This window comes from Sphingopyxis sp. Q841 (assembly GCF_052384365.1).
GTDB classification, from domain to species: Bacteria; Pseudomonadota; Alphaproteobacteria; order Sphingomonadales; family Sphingomonadaceae; genus Sphingopyxis; species Sphingopyxis terrae_A.
On sequence record NZ_JBQSUM010000001.1, the window covers coordinates 1,503,176 to 1,522,465 of the forward strand.

A 19,290-nucleotide genomic window follows, 5' to 3' on the forward strand; every position below is an offset into this window, starting at 1 on the left:
ATTCAAGCAGGAACAGATGAAGGGTGCGCGGATCACCGTCGCGGCAAGCTGCGCACCCTTCTTTCCCGGGGAGGGAAATCAGTTGATGAGGTCGACCAGCAATTGCCAACCGCTCACGTCGTGGCGCCAGATGCGGACATAGTTGCGCGAAGGTTGCGCGCCATCGAAGGTCAATCGACCATATGTGGTTGCCAAATCCTCGGCGCGCGAAACCCGCATACCGAATCTTTGAGCTGTGGAGACGCGCAGATTATCTCCGACGGCGTCGACGGCCGCCGCTTTTGGAACCCTTCCTCGCTGCAGCCGTAAGACGAATCCGTCGTCTGCGAGATGGCCAGGAATTACCGCAGTCCCCTGCGCGATGACTTCCGCATTCAGCGCCGCATCGGCATCGATCACACCCGACGGTCGTCGACGAGGGCCGGGCTGCCCTTGGCGCATAATTGCGACCTCACCCGGCAGACCGGCCGGCGCAGACGCCTTGATCGGCAGCAGCCCATGATCGAGAAGCCAGCCCCACCGGCCATCAGCGCCACGCACCCAGACGGTCAGCGTGTCGCCGTTCATGACCTCGGCACCCTGGAACAGACGATAAGGTCCGGTGGTGAAGCCAAGGTCGCCCGAGAGCGACATGCCCGCGATTGCAGGTTTCCATTCGAGACGCACATCCGGCGTATCGACATTGCCTTGCAGGACTTCGAGCGCTGGCGCCGGGTCGGGCCGCATCAATATGCCATCGGGCGCGGCATGGCGGCGGAACGCTGGTGCGATGCCGATCCGCTGCGCGTCGGCCGCAAAACTGAGCTCAGTCGCGATCATCCGATCGACAGGATCGGCGCCGGGCTCCGCGGCTAAAGCGTATGCGACGACAAGCGGCAGGACGGAAAAGGACAGCGTACGAGTGAATAATCCAACGCCGCTTCGGAATGGGGTGACATGCGCCATTCCCCCAACCGGCCTTACTTTCGCCGCGACGTAAACCGCGCTGCGACCAGCCCCGTTCGCCCCGCGACAAGCATTGTCGCGGGACCAAGGTCAAGCGCTAAAGCCGCAGGGCCCGGACGACGTTGGATTGGAAGTTGGATCCGACCTGAAGCGCGGCGCCATCGTTCAGAAGCAGGCGCAACACCCCTTTGCCGGGCCGCTCGATACCCACGACACTATCAATGCGGACCATATGCGAGCGATGGATCCGGATCATGATCTTCGGGTCGATACGCTGTTCGATTTCGGTCATTCGCGCCCGCAAAATATAGCATTTGGTCGCCGTGTTGAGCAGCACATAATCGCGCGCCGCTTCGATCCGGTCGATCGCCTCGATAGGCACACGCACCGCGCCTCCCCGTCCAGGGACCCATATTCCATCGTCATAGCCAGCTTGGCCCCCATCACCCCGATCCGTCCCGGCGGGATCCGCTCGCACGAAGGCGTCGGGATCCGGCAGAGCGCGGCGACGGCGGACGCGATCGATCGCCATTCGCAACCTGTCAAAGCTGACTGGCTTGAGAAGATAGTCGACCGCGTCGACGTTGAAAGCTTCCATTGCGAAATCGTTGAAGGCCGTAACGAACACAAGTTCGGGCCGGCGCGGCGCATCGGCCAGGCGATGTGCCAGCTCCATCCCGCTGACTTCGGGCATCTGTATATCGAGCAGGACCATATCGGGATCGAGCTGCGCGATCTGACGCCCTGCTTCCTCGCCATCGGAGGCGCTTCCGACAACCTCGACATCGTCCATCTTATCGAGCGCCACGCGCAGCCGCGCGGCAGCAAGAGGTTCATCATCGACCAGCAATATACGCATCACGCCGTCGCCCTTTTCATTGCCCGCCGCAGCGGAAGGGTCAGCTCCACAGCGAACCCTCTGTCGCTCGCGCAGATATTGACCGCGGCATCGTCGCCATAAAAGGCCGCCATCCTGCCCCGCACGTTTCGCAGCCCCGATCCGCTCCCTTCTCTATCTTCGGATGGAAGGGCGGCCGCTCTGCCCCCATCGTCCTCGACCATCAAATGCAGCCGGTCGTCCACCTGACGGCAACGGACACTGAGCGTAACCAGCCGGCGCGAAGTCTGCACCGCGTGCTTGACGGCATTTTCGACAATCGGCTGCAAAAGAAATGTCGGCACGTGCGCGTCGAGAAGAGCGCTCTCGCAGTCGAACGTCACCTGCAGCCGCCCGGGAAAGCGAGCCGCTTCAATATCCAGATAGGCCTGCGCGATCGCCCATTCTTCGACCAGCGTCACCTCGGCCTCGGGGTCGGCCTCGAAGGTCAGGCGCAGGAAGTCGGACAGCCGCATCGTCAATCGGTCAGCTTCCGCCGACGCATTCGTGACAATGAGCGATGAAATGGAATTGAGAGTATTGAACAGGAAATGCGGGTTGAGCTGGAATCGCAGGGCGGCGAGTTCAGCGCCTTGAGCCGCGCTGCGCGCCTCGACCAAGCGTCTCGCGCTGTCCCGAACCGCATTCTCGCTAAGCCGCAGGCCGAGCGCCAAGGCATAAAATCCGTATATGAGGACGAAAGGCATCAGGCTGCGGTTGAACAATTCCGCCAGCGGCATCGACCGCATTCCCATCGACGGACCCAATATCTGCATCAATATCGCATCGATTAGCGCATGCAGCAGGGCGAGCGCCGTCGTGACAAGCGCGACAAGAGCCGTCATTGCGGGATTGGGCAGCCTCCGGGCGAGCATGATGAACCCGGCCAGCGCTCCGCAGAATATCACGCCCAGCCCCAAAGTCATCGCCTGAAGGACTTTCAGCGCATCGGGTATCGGTTTGCCCGAGGCGATGTCCTGCGCGGCCCATAGTAGAAGTACCATGACCCAAAATATCAGGGTCATCGCTGCGCCAAGCGCAAAACCCTTCAGTTTGAGGCGGAAAGTCGGGAGCCGGTTCACGGCGCGCGTCTTAGCACAGGCTGGCGTTTCGGCCGACCGGATTGGTCGCATCAAGGTCTGCGTTGGTCGAATTTCGGACGGGGATGATTTCGTCGTCGCTTGCGTGTCCAGCTTTGTCGCGTGCCCATCGCCATACCGCCCGCCCCCTGTGATTGCTCATGGAGGGCGCGACAGTCGCGCCGTGGAGAAAAGCGATGATCACTTCAGCGACGCGCCGCCGGCTGGCACTGGCTTTGCGCCTATCGGCTATATTGATACTGGGGGCGGATGCCGCCGTGATGGCATTTCGTCCAGACGCCCTCGCGGCGGAATTTGCAGCGACGGGCTTTGAAGCGGCGCAAGCGCCGCAGATTGCCGCCATTCTCGCCGTCTCGATCCTTCTCTATGCCGTCCCGCGGACAGCGCTGCTCGGAGCGATTTGCATCACCGGCTTTCTTGGCGGGGCAATTTGCGCCCATTTCCGGCTGGGCGAACTGGCCTCACCCCCGCAGTGGATATGCGTAATCCTCGGGATCATGACCTGGGCGGGCGTGAGAGGTTCGAAGAGCTGGCAGCCTTGGCTAGACTATATTGAAACTGCAGATAGGCAGTAGAGAGCAGAGGGTCGGAAGACATCGGCGGGGTGCCTTCTGACGCCCCACCGATGTCATGATCAGCACTTCTTCTCGTCGAATATGCCCATCAGCCGCTGCTTGCGCTGGTTGCGCTGGAGCATCGCTTCGGCATCCTCTTGACCGGAGCCGCCCATCCCGCCCGCTACGGACCCGGCGGCGCCCATTGCGGTAGAGGCGACCGCGCCGCCGCTACCGGCAACCCCGAGGATCGGGCTGGCGGCACCGAGCATCTTGAGAAAGCCAAGACCCTTCTTTTTCTTCTGCTTGGCACTCGCATCCGCCTGCCGCTGCCCGTCGAGCGAATTGATTTCCGCAGCCAGCGCCTCGCAGCTCATTTCCCGGTCTCCAGGCTTTAACGTTTGGAAGGCCGGTGTCTCCGCCTGCTTTTTGGCATAGGACGGCGCCGGCACGAGCAATGTCGCCGCGATCAGGCTGCCCAGTATCGACCATTGAATTTTACGCATTATCGGCTCCTTGCACATTGATGAGGTCAAAGGCCGAGCTTGCCCCGAGCTTATCCATCGCGAGAGCCGATTGCGATCAAGCCCGCCCCTGCCGCGTTCGGGCCGGCTGCGCATTCGATCGAAATGAACTGGCAGTACCAAGCGAAGAAACGCCCGCCGGGACTGTAAAGCGATCTTTGTCTTGCAAATGTCGGACTTGGTCGCGACGAGAGGCTTGTTTGTCGCGATATCGGCTAGGCGTCCTGACCGCTGACGCTTGGGCCGACTCGCCCGCCCGCCAATCTGCCCGCAACCCGGCAAGAACATGCGCAGCAATGGATCCGCCGGTTCGCAAGGAGGAAGCATGCAGGATCGCAGTTTTATCGCATGCGCCGCAGCATCGCCCGCGGCGCGGGTTTCGCTGATCCTGTGGGGTTTCGGCTTTGCGCTGGTTGCGATACTGGCCGGACTGATGGGGCGAGGCTTTTTGGTGCAGGCCATGATCCAGCTGCCCCTCTGCCTCACCGCGCTGAGCCTGGCCATGGCGCTCTTTTTTCTCTGGCAACGCCTCGAGCCGGCCGCGCCGGCGCTGCGCTGGCCGTCAATCCTCGTCGGCTGCCTTTGCGCCGGCGCCCTTCAGAGCGCCCTCGATCTTGTGCTTTATCGGTGGCTCACGGACACATTATTTCCCGAGTGGCAAAGCTGGACCAATATCGATTTCAGGCGAATTGGTTTTGTCTTCATCCTCTACACCTGGACTTTCTGCCTCAACGTCACGCTGTTCTGGGCCCTTGGCATCAGCGAGCGCGCCAAGAAGCAGGAGATGCTTGCCGCGGCAGCCGAAGCCCGCGCACAGGATGCTCGGATCGAAGCGCTACGCTTCCAGCTCAACCCGCATTTTCTGCTGAACACATTGAACGCGATATCGAGCCTGATCGTGCAGGGCCGCCCCGACGATGCCGATGCGATGACTATGAAACTGGCTACTTTTTTCCAAATCAATCTGGGCGGCGATGTCAAAACGCCGATTGCACTTGCCGATGAGATTGCGACGATCGAAGCCTATCTCGACATGGAAGCCATTCGTTTCGGCGAGCGGCTCAAGGTCGAAATCGACTGCCCGGCCGATCTTGGCAACGCGAGTGTTCCAGGCTTCATCCTCCAGCCGCTGGTCGAGAACGCCGTCAAATATGCTGTGGCTTCGTCGCGGCTCGGTGCCACGATTTCCATCGTGGCCCGTGCCGCGGACGATATGCTGACAATCTGCGTAAGCGATGACGGGAGAGCCGAACTGCCCGTACCAGAAAATGGAACAGGGGTCGGACTTCGCAACATTCGTGACCGGCTGGCCGTACTTTACGGAGAGAGGGGGCAATTGCACACGTCGGCCAGCGAGTCCGGTTTCACCGCGACCCTTCATATTCCGCTGATGCCCTGCCAAGCCCGCGGAAGTCGCGCCTTGATGCAAGTCACGGCGAGAAACCCATCCTCTGGCCGGCGTGCAGTCGGAGGCCGATCCTGATGCAGTCAGCAGCATTTACATCCATAAGGGGCATCAAGATTTTCCTCGCGCGCTTCCGAAGACACGAAGCCGGCGAACCGCGCGCCGCCTTACCCAAAAGTTGAAGGCAGAGCCGCTCAATCGAAAATGATGATGGCGGCGCTTGGGCCTTATCGATGAGGTGCAGAATGAAATTTCGCAGTCTTTTACTGGGAGCCTCGCTAGCCCTGGCTCAGATTGCCGTCTCCTCGCCCGCGCAGGCGAGAGAGCAGGTCACGCCGCGCACAGATGCGTCTCCGGACGCGGTCATACCGCTGGAACGCTGGCGCACGCGTTGGATGCTGCGCGCCGAGTTCGGTGGGGCGGAACGCAAGCTGCTGTTCGATTCCGGCGCTGGTCTGACGCTGCTCCATCCCGATGCTCTTGTGGCAGCAAAGTGCGAGCTGTGGGGCCGCGTGACCGGCTTTCGGATGTTTGGGCAACGGGGCGATGGTCCCCGTTGCAATGCCATGGATATCGTCATCGCCGGTCGCGCTTTCAGGCCGCCGCTTCTCGGCGCGATCAATCTCGGGAAGCTCAATCCTGCCGACGCCGAACTGGAAGGAATTGCCGCACTCAACATGTTTGAAGGGCGGGCCATTACCTTGAACCTTGGCGAAGGCGAGATCATCGTGGAATCTCCGGCGAGCCTCGCTGAACGCGTACACTCGATGCGTCCCTTCCCGATCCGCTTGAAGCGCGAGGTGGAGGGCACAGCGCTCGCCGTGATGGCGGAAGTGCCTACGCCGCGCGGCCCCGTATGGATGGAACTCGACTCGGGCAATGGGGGCACCGTGCTGGTGGCGAAGCACAACGCCTCGCTATTCGGCTTGCAGGCTGACGCAGAGGGGCCTCAATCGGGGCATTTCAAGGTGGCCGATGGCGTCGAAATCGAGTCACAGCATATGTTCACGCCCGACATGATCATGGACGGCAATCTGGGCATGCCCTTTTTGCACGACTGGATCATCACGCTCGACTTGCGCGAAGGTCGCGGCTGGATCATCCGCAATCCGGAAGCCGGCCCCGCGCCGAAAGCGGCGCTGCCCGGCAAGAGTTCACCATGAATTAGCAATTCGAAAGCTTATCAGAGAGCATCAATGGCCGATTGCCGAAAGGCAGGTTTGAGTTGGCAAGCGGGGAATCCGGCCGTCGGATCGTAAAATCGATGCAGGCATTCGGGCAATGCACTCCATGACCTTGCGATGCGCAAGTTCAAGGCGATGAAAAACTCTCCACCATCAAATCAACAAACGCGCGCAGGCGTGGCAGGTGCCTGAGGTCGCGGTGAAAGCCGAGCCAGGTGTCCCGGCTCGGCGGATCGGTTTCAAGTTCCAGTTTCTCTATCCCCGCTGTCGCTTCAGCAAGCGGAACGGGTAAAACCGCAAGGCCAACGCCCTGCGCGCAGAGCTGCGCCTGCACATCACGGCTGTTGCTTCGCGCCGCAATATGGGCCTTCGGGAAGGTTCGTCCAAGCCAGGCAACGTCGGGCATGTCGCCAAAACCCGTATCCATCACGATCAACGGGCAGCCTGCACCGTCATCAGCAGCCGGCAGCCACGTTCCCGGCTTTGCGTAGAGGCCATAGTCCACGGTCACCAGCCTGCGCGCGATCACCTCCGGTTCGTCGAAGCCGGCGATGCGGATCACGAGATCGGCTTCGCGCCGGGCCAGACTGTAAACCCGCGCATCGGTCAGCAATTCGAGGACAACGGCCGGGTTGAGGCGCTGGAATTCGGCCATCACCGGCGTCAGCATGATGCGGCCGAACCAGTCCGAGCAGGTCAGCCGCAGCACTCCTTCGAGCGAACCGTCGCTGCCCGTGAGCTCGCGGGCGAGAGAAAGAGCTTCCGCCTCCATCACCTCCGCATGGCGAAGCATGATTGCGCCCTCGTCGGTCAGCGAGAAGCCGGACGACGAACGCTGGAAAAGCTTCGTGCCCACGGCCTCCTCCAGCGCCCGCAATCGCCGCCCCATTGTCGGCTGCGACTGGCCGAGGCGCCGGCCTGCGCCGCCCAGTGATCCGGCCCGCGCAATCGCGAGGAAAACGCGCAAGTCACTCCAGTCAAGCGGCACAGCGGACATAGCGCTTCCATTCAAAAATGAATGATCATTGTGCACTTTTAGCGGCTGTCAGTCAAAGGTGAATGCGTCCATCACCTGTGCATCAACAGGAGACCGACCATGTCCAAGCCAACCATGACCGCCGCCCTCGTCGAAGTCGCCAACGGACCTTTCATCCTCCGTGAGCTTGCGCGGCCAGAGCCCGCGGCCGGGCAGGTGCTCGTGCAGATCGCGGCGAGCGGCACCAATCCGCTCGACACCAAGATCAGGGCGGGCGAGGCGGCCCACGCCCGGCAACCCCTTCCGGCCATCCTCGGGATGGATCTTGCCGGAACGGTGGTCGCAATCGGGGATGGCGTGGCGGGCTTCCGGATCGGGGACGCCGTTTTCGGACTGACGGGCGGTGCCGGCGGGCTGCAGGGCTCGCATGCGCAGTTCGCTGCCGTGGATGCGCCGCTGCTGGCCAGCAAACCGGCTTCGCTCACCATGCGGCAGGCATCGGTTCTGCCATTGGTCGTGATCACCGCCTGGGAAGGATTGGTCGACCGTGCGAAGGTCCGCGCCGGACAGACAGTGCTGGTGCAAGGCGGCGCGGGCGGTGTCGGCCATGTTGCCGTCCAGATTGCGCTTGACCGCGGGGCAAAGGTCTTTGCCACCGCGCTGCGTGAGGATCTCGACTATGTGCGCAGCCTGGGTGCCACACCGATCGACGCCTCTGTCGAAGTGGAAGCTTTTGTCGCCGAACATACCGGCGGCGCGGGCTTCGATGTGGTCTACGATACGCTCGGCGGTCCGGTTCTGGATGCCTCGTTCCGTGCTGTGAAGCGCTTCGGGCACGTGGTGAGCTGCCTGGGCTGGGGCACACACAAGCTGGCTCCGTTGTCCTTCAAGCAAGCCACCTATTCGGGCGTGTTCACGCTGCACACGCTGCTGGCGGACGAGGGCCGTGCGCATTTCGGCGAAATCCTGACCGAGGCGAGTGCTCTTGTCGAGGCGGGCAAGCTCCTTCCCAGGCTCGATCAGCGCAGCTTTTCCATCGAGGAACTCGGGGCCGCTTACGACGCGGTGCTGGGTGTGAACGGCGCTGCGCGCCAGCAAGGCAAGATCGCGGTCACCATCGATCCGCAAGCCGACTAGCCGCAACAGGACCGAAGGCATCCCTTCGCCGCCGCCCTTTGGGTGCGACTTCCGCAAGAACCACAGGAACATCACATGACAAAGACATTCGGCTTCACTTCCACCACCGACGATGTGCTCGAAGGGATCGATCTGACCGGCAAGCGCATTCTCTTGACCGGCGTTTCGGCAGGGCTCGGGGTCGAAACCGCCCGCGCGCTCGCCAGCCACGGCGCGCAGGTGGTCGGCACGGCGAGAGACCTTGGCAAGGCCGTCAGGGCTCTCTCCGAAGCCGGACTTGATCAGGCCGCCGTCGCTCTGCTGGAACTCGATCTGGCCGATCTGGCGAGCTTGCGACGCGCGGCGGCGGAATTGCTGGCGGACGGCCATGGCCTCGACCTTGTGATTGCCAATGCCGGGGTCATGGCGCCGCCGTTCGGGCGCACGGCCGATGGCTTCGAAACCCAGTTCGGAACCAATCATCTCGGTCATTTTGCGTTCGTGAACAGCATTGCCGCGCTTATGCGGCCCGGATCGCGGCTGGTGATGCTGGCATCGTCCGGGCATCGCTTTGCCGATGTCGATCTCGTCGATCCGAACTTCGATACGACGCCTTACGAACCGTTCGTCGGCTATGGTCGTTCCAAGACCGCCAACATCCTCTTCGCTGTCGAGTTCGACCGGCGGTATCGCGCGCTCGGGCTGCGAGCGACGGCGGTGCATCCCGGCGCAATCCGGACCGAGCTGGCCCGCCACATGGGCGCCGAAAAGCTCGAATTGCTTGCCGACAGCATCAACGCGGACCTGGCGAAGGAGGGTAAGCCGCCAATGGCGTGGAAGACCCCTGCGCAGGGCGCGGCGACAACGCTCTGGGCAGGGATCGTGGCCGAAGCTGACGCTGTTGGCGGGCGCTATTGCGAGGATTGCCAGGTGTCTCCGCTGATCAGCGATGAAAGCATCGGCTTCGGCAGCCCGGGCGTGCGGCCCTATGCGCTGGATCCCGAAACCGCCAAGGCTCTCTGGGCCAAAAGCGAGGAGTGGGTGTCGCAGACCTTCGATCTGCGTCCCGCAGCCCAGCGATAGACCGACGAGACACCCGCTGGCTGCCGTGCGCCGGACAGCCCGCAGGGATTGTCAACCGGCGCCGCAAGGAGTAGTCCCATGGACACTATCACCACCAGCGACGGAACACGCATCTTCTTCAAGGACTGGGGTCCGAAAGACGCGCGCACGATTGTCTTTCACCACGGATGGCCGCTGAGCGCCGACGAGTGGGACAACCAGATGATGTTCTTCCTCGATCGCGGCTTTCGCGTGATTGCGCATGACCGCCGCGGTCATGGCCGTTCGACGCAGACCGAGAATGGCAACGACATGGACACCTATGCCCGGGATGTGATCGAACTGGCGCGCGCGCTTGATCTCAAGGCCGCGATCCATATCGGCCATTCGACCGGTGGGGGCGAGGTGGCACGCTATGTCGCGCAGGCGGAACCGGGCCGCGTGTCCATGGCGGTGCTGATCAGCGCCATTACGCCGGTGATGATCCGCACCGGCAGCAATCCCGGCGGGCTGCCAGTGGAGGTGTTCGATGGCTATCGCCAGGCTGTGGCGGCAAACCGCACCCAGGCCTATCTCGATATCGCTTCCGGCCCGTTCTACGGATTCAACCGTCCCGGCGCTGCGCCGGTGGAAGGCACCATACGCAATTGGTGGCGGCAGGGCATGATGGGCGGGATCAAGGCCCATCATGATTGCATCAAGGTGTTTTCCGAGACCGATCTCACCGAAGATCTCAAGGCAATCGACGTGCCGGTTCTAGTGCTTCACAGCGAAGACGATCAGGTCGTGCCGTTTGCGTCTTCCGCTCCGCTGGCTGCGAAGTTGGCGAAGCACGGCACGCTCAAGACCTACCCCGATCTTCCGCACGGGATGCCGACGAGCCACCCGGACATCATAAACATGGACATTTTGACCTTCATCAGCACAGCGTAGGGTCTGCTGATGACACGATCCCTCTCCTCCTTGGTTTGGGTTGCTGCTTTCAGAAAGCGCGGGTGATAGATCGAATGACCGAAATTGGGCGCGCAGGCGACTCTCGGCGTTAGCAGATCAACTGCGTTGAATCATGTCGATCAAGGCCCTCAGCGCACCGGAAGGGTGCCGCCGGCTCGGATGGTAAAGGTAAAGGCCTTCCTCTGTCGGGGTCCACTCGTCCAACAGGGAAACAAGCCGGCCGGCCGCAATATCGGCGGCGACGCGCCCATCCGCGATATAGGCGATACCGGCACCAGCAAGCGCGGCGCGCCGCATCAATGCCGGGTCGTCGAGCGTCAGGGGGCCTGATACATCGATCATGAATCCTCTCGTCCCCTCCTGGAACTCCCAGGCATAGCTGGCGCCATTGGCAAGCTGGATGCGAATGCAGCGGTGAGCGAGAAGATCGGCCGGCACGCGCGGCATCTCTCTGCCGGCCAGATAGGCTGGCGAGGCTACGATCCGGAAGCGGACGGGACCCGAAATGGGCACGCAGGTCATCCCCGTCGGCACCGATTCCGCCTGTCGGATGCCCGCATCGAAACCTTGGGCGACGATATCGATCAAACGCTCCTCGGTGACGAGATCAATCGACACAGCAGGATAGCGGTCCAAAAATGGCAGAACCAGCGACGAGAGAATCTGGTGCGCTGCTCCCGATGAACAGTTGATTCGCAGCCTGCCCGCCGGTGTGTCGCGCTCGTCGGTCGCATCTTCGATCGCTGCTCCGATCTCGCGGAGCGCCGGCACCATCCGCGCCACAAATCGTTCGCCGGCTGAGGTTAGCGCGACGCTGCGGGTCGTCCGTGCGAAGAGCCGCACCCCAAGCCGCTCCTCGACGTTCGCCACCGTCCTGCTGAGCGCAGTCGTCGAGAGGCCAAGATCGAGTGCCGCCAGACGAAAACTCCGCTGGCGGGCAACTGCGGCGACGGCCTCCAGCTCCGCCAGCCGCCCGGCTCTGATTATCCCGCTTCTTGGCATGATATGATGATTATCGCACCCCTTATCGGGATCATAGCCATAATCTACCTTTGGCCCTCCCGATCATTTGGAGGTTGTTATGACCCAAACCTGGCTCATCACCGGCAGCGCACGCGGGCTTGGCCGCGCGCTCGCCGAAGCCGTGCTCGAAGCAGGGAACAATCTCGTCGCCACCGCGCGCGCACCCGAGCAGCTTGCCGACCTTGTCGCGCGTTTCCCAAATAGCGTGTTGGCGACTTCGCTCGACGTCACCGACGCGGACTCGGCCGCGAATGTCGTAGCGCTGGCCATCGATCGGTTCGGCACCCTCGATATTCTCGTCAACAACGCGGGCTACGGCGACGTCGCGCCGATCGAGGGCACCAGTCTCGTAAGCTTTCGTCGGCAGATCGAAACCAATCTGTTTGGTACAATCATCGTGTCCAAGGCGGCCATCCCGCTGTTCCGGCACCAGCGGTCGGGCCGCCTCATTCAGATCTCGTCGATCGGGGGCCGCGCCGGCGCGATCGGACGCGGAGCTTACTCTGCGGCTAAGTTCGGGGTTGAGGGCTTCTCGGAAGTGCTGGCGCAGGAGATGGAACCTTTTGGCGTCCATGTCACGATCGTCGAGCCGGGCGGCTTCCGCACCGACTTCGCTGGAGCCTCGACGAAGATCGAGGACGGTGATCCCGACTATGCCGAAACCGTCGGGGCTATCGCCGCAAGGCAGCGCGCCTACAACGGACATCAGCCAGGCGACCCGGCAAAGGCCGCGAAGGCGATTCTCGCGCTCGCCGCGCTCCCGGCGCCGCCGTTGCGACTGGTGCTGGGGAGCGATGCGTTCGGCCGAGCCGAATTGACGGACCGCGCCCGGATGGACGAACTTCAACAGTGGCGTTCGCTCAGCTGCTCGACCGACTTCGAGGCGGGGTCACCGGAGAAATTGCCCCCGAAACGCTCGCCCCGTCAGGAGCTCTTGTCATGATCAACGCCGCCCCGCGATCAGCCACCCTCAATCGGCGCCGCCTTCTGGGCGTGGCCACCGTGACCGTTGCCGCAATCCAGTTCGGCCAGTCCGCGAACACCGCTCGCGCCGCGACGCTCCTGCCGGGTGTCAGCGACTTAGGTCCACTCCGCCAGATTGATGCCGGTTCGCTCTCCGTGGGGTATGCGGATTTAGGCCCGGCGGGCGGCACACCCGTGATCCTACTTCATGGCTGGCCTTATGACATCCAAGCCTTCGCCGAGGTCGCGCCGCGGCTCGCCAGCGCAGGACACCGCGTCATCGTCCCCTATTTGCGAGGGTATGGCAGTACGGTCTTCCGTTCGCCCGACGCGGTGCGGAACGGCCAACAGGCTGCGCTCGCCTTCGACTTGATTGCGTTGATGGATGCGCTAAAAATCCGCCGCGCGATATTGGGCGGCTTCGACTGGGGTGCCCGCACGGCCGATATTGTTGCCGCACTCTGGCCGGACCGATGCTTGGGCCTGATAGCGGTCAGCGGCTATCTGATCGGCAGCCAGCAGGCCAATGCCACGCCATTGCCCCCCAAGGCCGAACTCGCCTGGTGGTATCAGTTCTACTTTGCAACGGAGCGCGGCCGGATTGGCTATGAGACGAACCGCCACGCCTTCAACAAGCTGATCTGGCAGATGGCGTCGCCCCAATGGCATTTCGACGCTCGCATTTACGAGCGCTCGGCGAAAAGCTTCGACAACCCCGACCATGTCGCAATCGTGATTCACAATTATCGCTGGCGGCTGGGTCTCGTAGAAGGCGAGACGCACTACGAAGCAGCCGAAGCAGCGCTTGCAGCGACTCCACCGATCGCGGTGCCGACGATCACCATGGAGGGCGACGCCAACGGCGCGCCGCACCCCGAGCCAAGAGGCTATCGCGCGCGTTTCACTGGCCCCTACGAGCATCGCTTGATCGGCGGCGGCGTCGGTCACAACCTACCGCAAGAAGTGCCTGCGGCCTTCGCTGACGCCGTGCTTGCAATCGCGGACATGGCCTAAAGGTGGGTTGCGGGAATGGTCGCTAGGCTGCATGACAGAGCTCAATGAATGACGGCTTTCAGGACCGCGACAAAAACCGAAAGAACGTCCCAAATCAGGCGCATGGCCGACCCCGTCTTGTCTTTTCGGCACCCCAAGCGTCGGGCAACGACGGGCCCGGAGCTACCATAACAGGCGCTTCAGCAACCATCCATACACGTTTACGTTTATTGCACATATTTCACTTATTGCGTTTACTGGTCCAGCTATATATATAGCCGGCCCCGGCAGCGAGGAGAATGAAATGAGCGATCAGGAGCTTTCCCAGCGGCCCCCTACCGAAACGGAAGTGCGACAAGCGTCGGAGGCTGCGCGTGCGCTTGCCAAGGCCCTCACGTCGAAGGGCCTTCCCTTCTCCGTACAGCGAAACGGGAACCGGACCGAGGTGGACCTGTCGCCAGCGCTCGGACAACTGGTTCTCGACGTGCTGACCCACGTTGCCCGCGGCGAAATGGTGACATTTGTTCCCTACGGAGCCGAACTGACCACGAAGGAAGCGGCCGACCTGTTGAATGTGTCGCGTCCCTTCCTGGTGTCGATGCTGAGCGACGGGAAGATACCGTTTCACAAGGTCGGATCGCACCGACGCGTGCGGGCAAGCGACGTGCTCGCGTTTCGAGCGCAGCGCGATGCGGAACGAAGCGGCGCGCTTGCCGATCTTCAGCGCCTTGGCCAGGAGTTCGATGCGGATTGAGGTGCCTAGCCGACCGTTTTGTCGTCGTTCTCGACGCGAATGTGCTTTATCCGTTCAGGGTAAGGGACGCCCTGCTTCGGTTCGCCGAGGCAGGGCTGTTCCGCGCTCGTTGGTCGCCAACAATTCTCGACGAATGGCGCCGCAACCTCCTTGCCCAAAAGCCCGGCTATGAGACCAGTATCGATGCGCAAATCGAGGCGATGCACGTCGCCTTTCCCGAGGGCTGCGTGATTGGCGGCACCGGCCTGATCGGCAGCCTCGATCTGCCAGACGCTGACGATCGCCATGTTCTGGCGACGGCGATCCGCGCCGGTGCCGAGCATATCGTGACCGAGAACTTGAGAGATTTCCCGGACGCGAAGCTCGACCAATATGGGATCAGCGCGGTCTCGGCCGACGATTTTCTCGCGAGCACATTCGAACTTTATCCCGCCGAGGCCCTGTCAGCGCTCGCGACGATGCGGCGCTGCTACACGCGGCCGCCCTTCACACCGAACGAGTTCATCTTCGATCTGCAGAAGAAAGGCCTGCCCAAGCTCGCCTCGATGCTGCGCGAGAATATCGACCTCCTGTAAGCGATTTCGCAAAGGAAAGAGATAGAACCCGTAAGCCGCTACGCGCCAGCGCGAGCTTCCATCTCTGCGATACGTTCCGAGCAAATGGCGTGCACTGCCTGGCCAAGCTCCTCGACACGCCCCGCAAGCCACACCAGGTCCGCTTCGCTGATCCGATAATGTTTCGAGTAGCGGGCCTTCACATAGGCTTCCTTGAGCTTCTCGAAGCGAGCGCGATCGGCCTTCAGCTCACGCGGCCACGCGTCGACAAGACGCATATCGATCCGCTCAGCTTGCGTCCGCAGAAAGCCGAGATTGTGAACGTGGGGCGAATAGAATGTGCACACCAACAGGACGCAGTGGTACAAGAATTCGGTACTCTGGTGGAGGTCGAATGCCGCGGGCTTAAGATAGCCCTTCTCCCGACCCATGGCTGACAACTCGAACCGCTGCATTGCCAGAGGAAACCACTCCTCAAAATATTCCTTCGCCATCGCCAACGCCTGGTCAGGCGTCTTCGGCTTCGGCTGATGCAAGGCCTTGTCGTCGGCCTCGTAAAGCGCAATCCCGTCGCGCGCGACGTCCATGAAGAAATAGCGCCCGTGCGCGAGCCCGTCGTTCACCTCCTGCAGGGTGTGGACGATGAAATTCACCGGGGTCTTGAGGGTCCGGTCGATCAGAAGTTCTCGGGTCAGCCGGTCGTCAAGCTTCGACCAGACATCGAGCTTGTCGATCAGCCGCTTGTCGCTGACGATGATGAGCAGGTCGAAGTCCGAGAGATAGCCCTTGGCGGTGTGCGGTTCGTCGACCCAGCCGCCGCGCGCATAGCTGCCGTAGAGAATGATCTTGTCGATGCGCCCCTTCTTCTTCCAGCTCATCGTGCCGAGCGCAATGGCGTCCTCAAATTCTTCGAAGATGATCGCCTTCACGCGCTCGAGCTCGCGCTGCTTGTTGGCCGGGAGATGGTCGAGATCGTTCCGCATCGCTCCTTCCTTCTGTGGGCACATGCTTGCCCGATGGCAAGCGCGGTCAGGTCCAGATCGGCACCTGATGCCGGATCCCGGATACGAAAATTCCCGACGGGGATGCCGAACGCCCGTGCCTTGTCGACGAGATTGTCCTGGATGCCGGTGCCCGAGAAGACGATGAGCCCGGTGGGCTGGCGTGGATCAGCCGCTCGTTGGCTTGAAGGGCGCGGCTTTGCGATCGCGGTCCCGTCGGGGCGGAACGCCCCCTGCGGGATTTTGCGCGCGTCGGCGCAGCAGGCGGCAGCGCGCCGGTCGAGGCCGCAGTGCGGAGGAATACCATGTCGGCATGGCGGACATGCACGCGGACTTGCCAAAATGTTCTTCCTATGTTCTCATTGATGCATGGACAGAATCGATACCGCCCGAGTCGCCGAAACACTGCTCACTGCGCCCGGCTGGGCGCGCGTGGGCCTTACCGCACCCACCCGCTATGTTCGCGTCGAGGCAGCGTTCGAGCTGGCGCGCGCGATCGCAGAAAGCTTGGGCGAGAATGGCGAGCCCGCGCATATCGACCAGCTCGGGCTGTCGCTGTGACGTGGGCGGCTGGACCAAAGACGGGCAGCGGCGCGCCACACATCTGTTCGAAGCGGCGGCCTGGTATCAGGCGGTCAGGCCCGTTTGCCGCTGCGGGCATGGCGCAAGCTTCGATCCCTATGGCCTCTGGTGGCTGTTCCAGCGCAAGATGTGGGACGATGATCTTGGGCGCGCCCGCGAGAAATTCTGGTGCGCGCGCTGCAAGGCGCGAACGGGCAAGCGTATACGCCCGGTCCGGCTCGACCTGGTCGAGCCTGGCAAGGACGACATTCGGCTGCCGATGCCCGACGAGCGCGAATGGAAGCGCGCGCTGAGCCGTTTCCGCGCCTAGTCAGCGAAAGGCAGACCGATGGAAATTGAAGGCGACGACGCCCTCATCGGCATCGGCAGGTCGCATCGCGTGATGATCTGGGACGGTGTGCGCGAGCGCGAGAAGGAGCTCCACTGGGGTTTGCATTCGCGCGATCCCGATATCTTCCAGATCCCGCTGCTCAAGTCCGAGACCGCGATCATCGATCGCCCCTGTCTGCTGCTTGCCGATGCCTTCGGATTGGTGAAGCAGGGCAAGACAATTTATTCGGCCAGCCTGATCGGCGAACCGTTGATGGGCATCGCGGCGGTCTGGCGACCGGGGAGCCGCGAATGGCCGGGCAGTTTCGCGGCGCTCACCGTCGCTGCCTACGACGATCTCGCACCTTATAAGGACCGCCATGTGGCGGTGGTTCACCCCGAGGATCTTTTCGACTGGCTCGAGCGCGCGCGACCGCCGCTGGACATGTTGCGCCGCTTCCCCAAGAATAGCTTCAGAATCGCGCCGCCGATCCAGCAGAGCTTCGGTGCCCTGCTGGGGGCAGCCTGATCGTGAGCCTCCCCTGACCTGGAGCCGTCAATGTGCAATCTGGTGACGCTGAACAGCTCGGTTGACGAAGTGGCATCCTATTTCAGGGCGCGCCGGCCGCAGGCCACCAATGCCTCGCCAGGCGACGTCTATCCCGGCGGACAGGGATTCGTGGTTCGGCAGGACGGCGGCGAGCGCGTCCTGCAGGCGATGACCTGGGGCTTCCCGGTGCGGCTCAAGCATATGAAGCCCTCGAGCAAGCCGAAACCCGTCAACAATGCCCGCGACGACAAGCTGATGTCCTTCTGGCGTCCCTGGTTCACCAACCCGGCGCATCGCTGCCTCATTCCCTTCACTTCCTTCGCCGAAGCCGAAGGCGAGAAAGGACGCATGACGCGGACGTGGATCAGCGTCGCCGACCAGCCGCTCGCCGCCTGGGCGGGTCTCTGGCGTCCGAGCGATGAATGGGGCGATTGCTATACGGGCGTGATGGTCGATGCGACCGAGGAATTGTTTCATATTCACGACCGCATGCCCGTGATTCTGCACCCCGAAGATCATGAGGCCTGGCTCCAGGCGCCTGCCGAAGAGGCGATGGCGCTGGTCGCGAAATATCCCGCAGACCGCCTCGCCGTCGAGCGGACCGACGTGCCATGGTTCAGCCGCAAGGCCCCGCCGGCTGAGGCGTCAAACCTCTTTCCGTGATGCGGTTCCGATAACCGATAAACCCAGGTGGAAGCGTCGCGCCCTTGCTATCGAGTTCTGGCTCGCCGCAGTGATCGTGGCGGGCTCCTTCATCGCTGGAATTATCGGCGCGGTTCGGTCGCTCACCGGCGACTGACTGCATAGATCGCGCAGCGGGGACATCGCATGGCCGTCAGGCCGATGACGTGTCAAAATGGTCCCATCTTCTACTCGCACAGGCTTTACGTCATTTCTCGGGACGTTAGACCGTTGGAACCGATAGATCGCCGCGCCGAGGCAGCGAAGACTGCCGTCCGGCGTGCGATATCAGGACCCGTCGGTGACTTGTCCCAATCTCGCGCGTCCCGGAGAGGAACCGGCGGCGTTCGACCCAGGGAGCGGACCGCGGGCAGCCGGGTCGGGAACGCGCCAGCGGCCGATTATCGACGTGAAGCAGTTTTATTTGACAGAGGAACTTGCCCGGGAAATTTCAGGCGCCGGGCATGAAGACCATCTTTTTTCGGCGCTCGCGAAAGCCGCAGACCGTATGGGTTTTGACCACTTCGCACTCGCCTTCGAACGACGCGGCGGCGAGAACGCGTCAATCCTTGTCCATAATTATCCCGAGGCCTGGGCGCGGATTTATATCGGCCTCGACCTCCGCTCAACCGACCCGATCCGGCGCGCCGGCGAGCGATCGCTCACCGGCTTCGAATGGCGCAATGTCGACCATTTTATTCCGCTGTCGCGCGGCGATCGGCAATTTCTCAGCGTCGCGCGAGAGAGCGGCGTCGGCGACGGATTCACCGTTCCGCGTCATCTGCCCGGCGAGGCGAGCGGATCCTGCTCTTTTGCCGTGAAGCCGCGCGCCGACACGCCCGGCCATATGCTCCATGTCGCAGAGATCATCGGTGCCGTTGCGATCGCGAAGGCGCGCGAGCTCGTCGGCACGGCCCCTCTGAGAGGACGTTCCATCCTCACCGAGCGGCAGCGCGAATGCGTGCTCTGGTCGGCGCGCGGCAAGACCGCCGGCGAGATCGCAGATATTCTCGGGATCAGCGAGGAGACGGTGGTGCGCCACCTCAAGATGGCGCGCGATCGCTATTCGGTCCATTGCCGCTCGATGCTGATCCTTTGCGCATTGTTCGACGGTCTGATTGGCTTCTCCGACATCTACGACTGGTGGCGCCCCGACTAATCCGGCGGTCCAATCGCAAAAGGC

The 19,290-nt window shown here is 62.5% G+C and carries 22 protein-coding genes; 15 read left to right on the top strand and 7 right to left on the bottom strand.

The window, feature by feature from the left end:
- Positions 1-78: 78 nt before the first annotated feature.
- From ACT17R_RS07395 to ACT17R_RS07405, 3 genes are all read right to left on the bottom strand, one after another.
- On the bottom strand, positions 79-945 hold the full coding sequence (locus ACT17R_RS07395) for a hypothetical protein (RefSeq protein ID WP_186401557.1): 867 nt from the start codon (positions 943-945) through the stop codon (positions 79-81).
- A 97-nt stretch (positions 946-1,042) separates the two neighbouring features.
- On the bottom strand, positions 1,043-1,804 hold the full coding sequence (locus tag ACT17R_RS07400) for a LytR/AlgR family response regulator transcription factor (protein ID WP_260833920.1): 762 nt from the start codon (positions 1,802-1,804) through the stop codon (positions 1,043-1,045).
- A complete protein-coding gene (locus ACT17R_RS07405; protein ID WP_062901498.1) occupies positions 1,804-2,904 on the bottom strand; it encodes a sensor histidine kinase in 1,101 nt (366 codons plus the stop codon). Before ACT17R_RS07405 ends, ACT17R_RS07400 begins: the two co-directional genes overlap by 1 nt.
- Before the next feature lie 194 nt (positions 2,905-3,098).
- Here ACT17R_RS07405 and ACT17R_RS07410 point away from each other — a divergent pair, with 194 nt between their 5' ends.
- Complete coding sequence (locus ACT17R_RS07410; RefSeq protein WP_186401554.1) at positions 3,099-3,497, top strand: DoxX family protein; 399 nt, start codon at positions 3,099-3,101, stop codon at positions 3,495-3,497.
- A gap of 59 nt (positions 3,498-3,556) precedes the next feature.
- On the opposite strand, the gene ACT17R_RS07415 is transcribed toward ACT17R_RS07410, so the two are convergent.
- The gene (locus ACT17R_RS07415; RefSeq protein ID WP_444809214.1) at positions 3,557-4,000 is read right to left on the bottom strand and encodes a hypothetical protein; all 444 of its coding nucleotides are present in this window, start codon (positions 3,998-4,000) and stop codon (positions 3,557-3,559) included.
- Positions 4,001-4,325: 325 nt separating this feature from the next.
- Between ACT17R_RS07415 and ACT17R_RS07420 the strand changes: the two genes are divergently transcribed.
- Together ACT17R_RS07420 and ACT17R_RS07425 are read left to right on the top strand one after the other, a co-directional pair.
- Positions 4,326-5,483 carry a sensor histidine kinase gene (locus ACT17R_RS07420; protein WP_444809215.1) on the top strand — a complete coding sequence of 386 codons (1,158 nt, stop codon included), beginning with the start codon at positions 4,326-4,328 and terminating at the stop codon, positions 5,481-5,483.
- Positions 5,484-5,650: 167 nt separating this feature from the next.
- Positions 5,651-6,568 (top strand): hypothetical protein, encoded by a 918-nt coding sequence (locus tag ACT17R_RS07425; RefSeq protein WP_217372848.1) that lies wholly within the window; start codon positions 5,651-5,653, stop codon positions 6,566-6,568.
- Positions 6,569-6,716: 148 nt separating this feature from the next.
- Here the strand turns inward: ACT17R_RS07425 and ACT17R_RS07430 are convergent, their stop codons facing one another.
- Positions 6,717-7,586 (bottom strand): LysR family transcriptional regulator, encoded by an 870-nt coding sequence (locus ACT17R_RS07430; protein ID WP_186401550.1) that lies wholly within the window; start codon positions 7,584-7,586, stop codon positions 6,717-6,719.
- Positions 7,587-7,685: 99 nt separating this feature from the next.
- On the opposite strand from ACT17R_RS07430, the gene ACT17R_RS07435 reads away from it, so the two are divergent.
- The 3 genes from ACT17R_RS07435 (at position 7,686) to ACT17R_RS07445 (ending at position 10,676) form a co-directional block, all read left to right on the top strand.
- Positions 7,686-8,702, top strand: coding sequence for a zinc-dependent alcohol dehydrogenase family protein (locus tag ACT17R_RS07435; protein WP_217372850.1), 1,017 nt, complete (start codon positions 7,686-7,688; stop codon positions 8,700-8,702).
- 75 nt (positions 8,703-8,777) lie between these two features.
- Complete coding sequence (locus ACT17R_RS07440) at positions 8,778-9,764, top strand: SDR family NAD(P)-dependent oxidoreductase (protein ID WP_217372851.1); 987 nt, start codon at positions 8,778-8,780, stop codon at positions 9,762-9,764.
- Between the two features lie 78 nt (positions 9,765-9,842).
- Complete coding sequence (locus ACT17R_RS07445; RefSeq protein ID WP_186401547.1) at positions 9,843-10,676, top strand: alpha/beta fold hydrolase; 834 nt, start codon at positions 9,843-9,845, stop codon at positions 10,674-10,676.
- A gap of 117 nt (positions 10,677-10,793) precedes the next feature.
- Here the strand turns inward: ACT17R_RS07445 and ACT17R_RS07450 are convergent, their stop codons facing one another.
- Positions 10,794-11,699 carry a LysR family transcriptional regulator gene (locus ACT17R_RS07450; protein ID WP_444809216.1) on the bottom strand — a complete coding sequence of 302 codons (906 nt, stop codon included), beginning with the start codon at positions 11,697-11,699 and terminating at the stop codon, positions 10,794-10,796.
- Between the two features lie 79 nt (positions 11,700-11,778).
- Between ACT17R_RS07450 and ACT17R_RS07455 the strand changes: the two genes are divergently transcribed.
- From ACT17R_RS07455 to ACT17R_RS07470, 4 genes are all read left to right on the top strand, one after another.
- Positions 11,779-12,663, top strand: coding sequence for an oxidoreductase (locus ACT17R_RS07455; RefSeq protein ID WP_217372853.1), 885 nt, complete (start codon positions 11,779-11,781; stop codon positions 12,661-12,663).
- Positions 12,660-13,697, top strand: a complete 1,038-nt coding sequence (locus ACT17R_RS07460) for an alpha/beta fold hydrolase (protein WP_444809217.1) — start codon at positions 12,660-12,662, stop codon at positions 13,695-13,697. Before ACT17R_RS07455 ends, ACT17R_RS07460 begins: the two co-directional genes overlap by 4 nt.
- A 283-nt stretch (positions 13,698-13,980) precedes the next feature.
- Positions 13,981-14,430: a helix-turn-helix domain-containing protein gene (locus tag ACT17R_RS07465; protein ID WP_186401544.1), complete on the top strand. Its 450-nt coding sequence runs from the start codon at positions 13,981-13,983 to the stop codon at positions 14,428-14,430.
- Positions 14,427-15,005, top strand: a complete 579-nt coding sequence (locus tag ACT17R_RS07470) for a PIN domain-containing protein (protein ID WP_186401543.1) — start codon at positions 14,427-14,429, stop codon at positions 15,003-15,005. Before ACT17R_RS07465 ends, ACT17R_RS07470 begins: the two co-directional genes overlap by 4 nt.
- Before the next feature lie 38 nt (positions 15,006-15,043).
- On the opposite strand, the gene ACT17R_RS07475 is transcribed toward ACT17R_RS07470, so the two are convergent.
- A complete protein-coding gene (locus tag ACT17R_RS07475) occupies positions 15,044-15,967 on the bottom strand; it encodes a nucleotidyltransferase and HEPN domain-containing protein (RefSeq protein ID WP_217372854.1) in 924 nt (307 codons plus the stop codon).
- 387 nt (positions 15,968-16,354) lie between these two features.
- On the opposite strand from ACT17R_RS07475, the gene ACT17R_RS07480 reads away from it, so the two are divergent.
- From ACT17R_RS07480 to ACT17R_RS07500, 5 genes are all read left to right on the top strand, one after another.
- Entirely contained in the window at positions 16,355-16,546 is a 192-nt protein-coding gene (locus ACT17R_RS07480; protein ID WP_217372855.1) for a DUF6771 family protein, read from the top strand.
- Between the two features lies 1 nt (position 16,547).
- Positions 16,548-16,877 carry a hypothetical protein gene (locus ACT17R_RS07485; RefSeq protein ID WP_254535731.1) on the top strand — a complete coding sequence of 110 codons (330 nt, stop codon included), beginning with the start codon at positions 16,548-16,550 and terminating at the stop codon, positions 16,875-16,877.
- An 18-nt stretch (positions 16,878-16,895) separates the two neighbouring features.
- Positions 16,896-17,405 carry a hypothetical protein gene (locus tag ACT17R_RS07490; protein ID WP_217372856.1) on the top strand — a complete coding sequence of 170 codons (510 nt, stop codon included), beginning with the start codon at positions 16,896-16,898 and terminating at the stop codon, positions 17,403-17,405.
- Between the two features lie 30 nt (positions 17,406-17,435).
- Positions 17,436-18,089 (top strand): SOS response-associated peptidase, encoded by a 654-nt coding sequence (locus tag ACT17R_RS07495; RefSeq protein WP_444809218.1) that lies wholly within the window; start codon positions 17,436-17,438, stop codon positions 18,087-18,089.
- Positions 18,090-18,516: 427 nt separating this feature from the next.
- The gene (locus tag ACT17R_RS07500) at positions 18,517-19,266 is read left to right on the top strand and encodes a helix-turn-helix transcriptional regulator (protein ID WP_444809397.1); all 750 of its coding nucleotides are present in this window, start codon (positions 18,517-18,519) and stop codon (positions 19,264-19,266) included.
- The last annotated feature ends 24 nt before the right edge of the window (positions 19,267-19,290 follow it).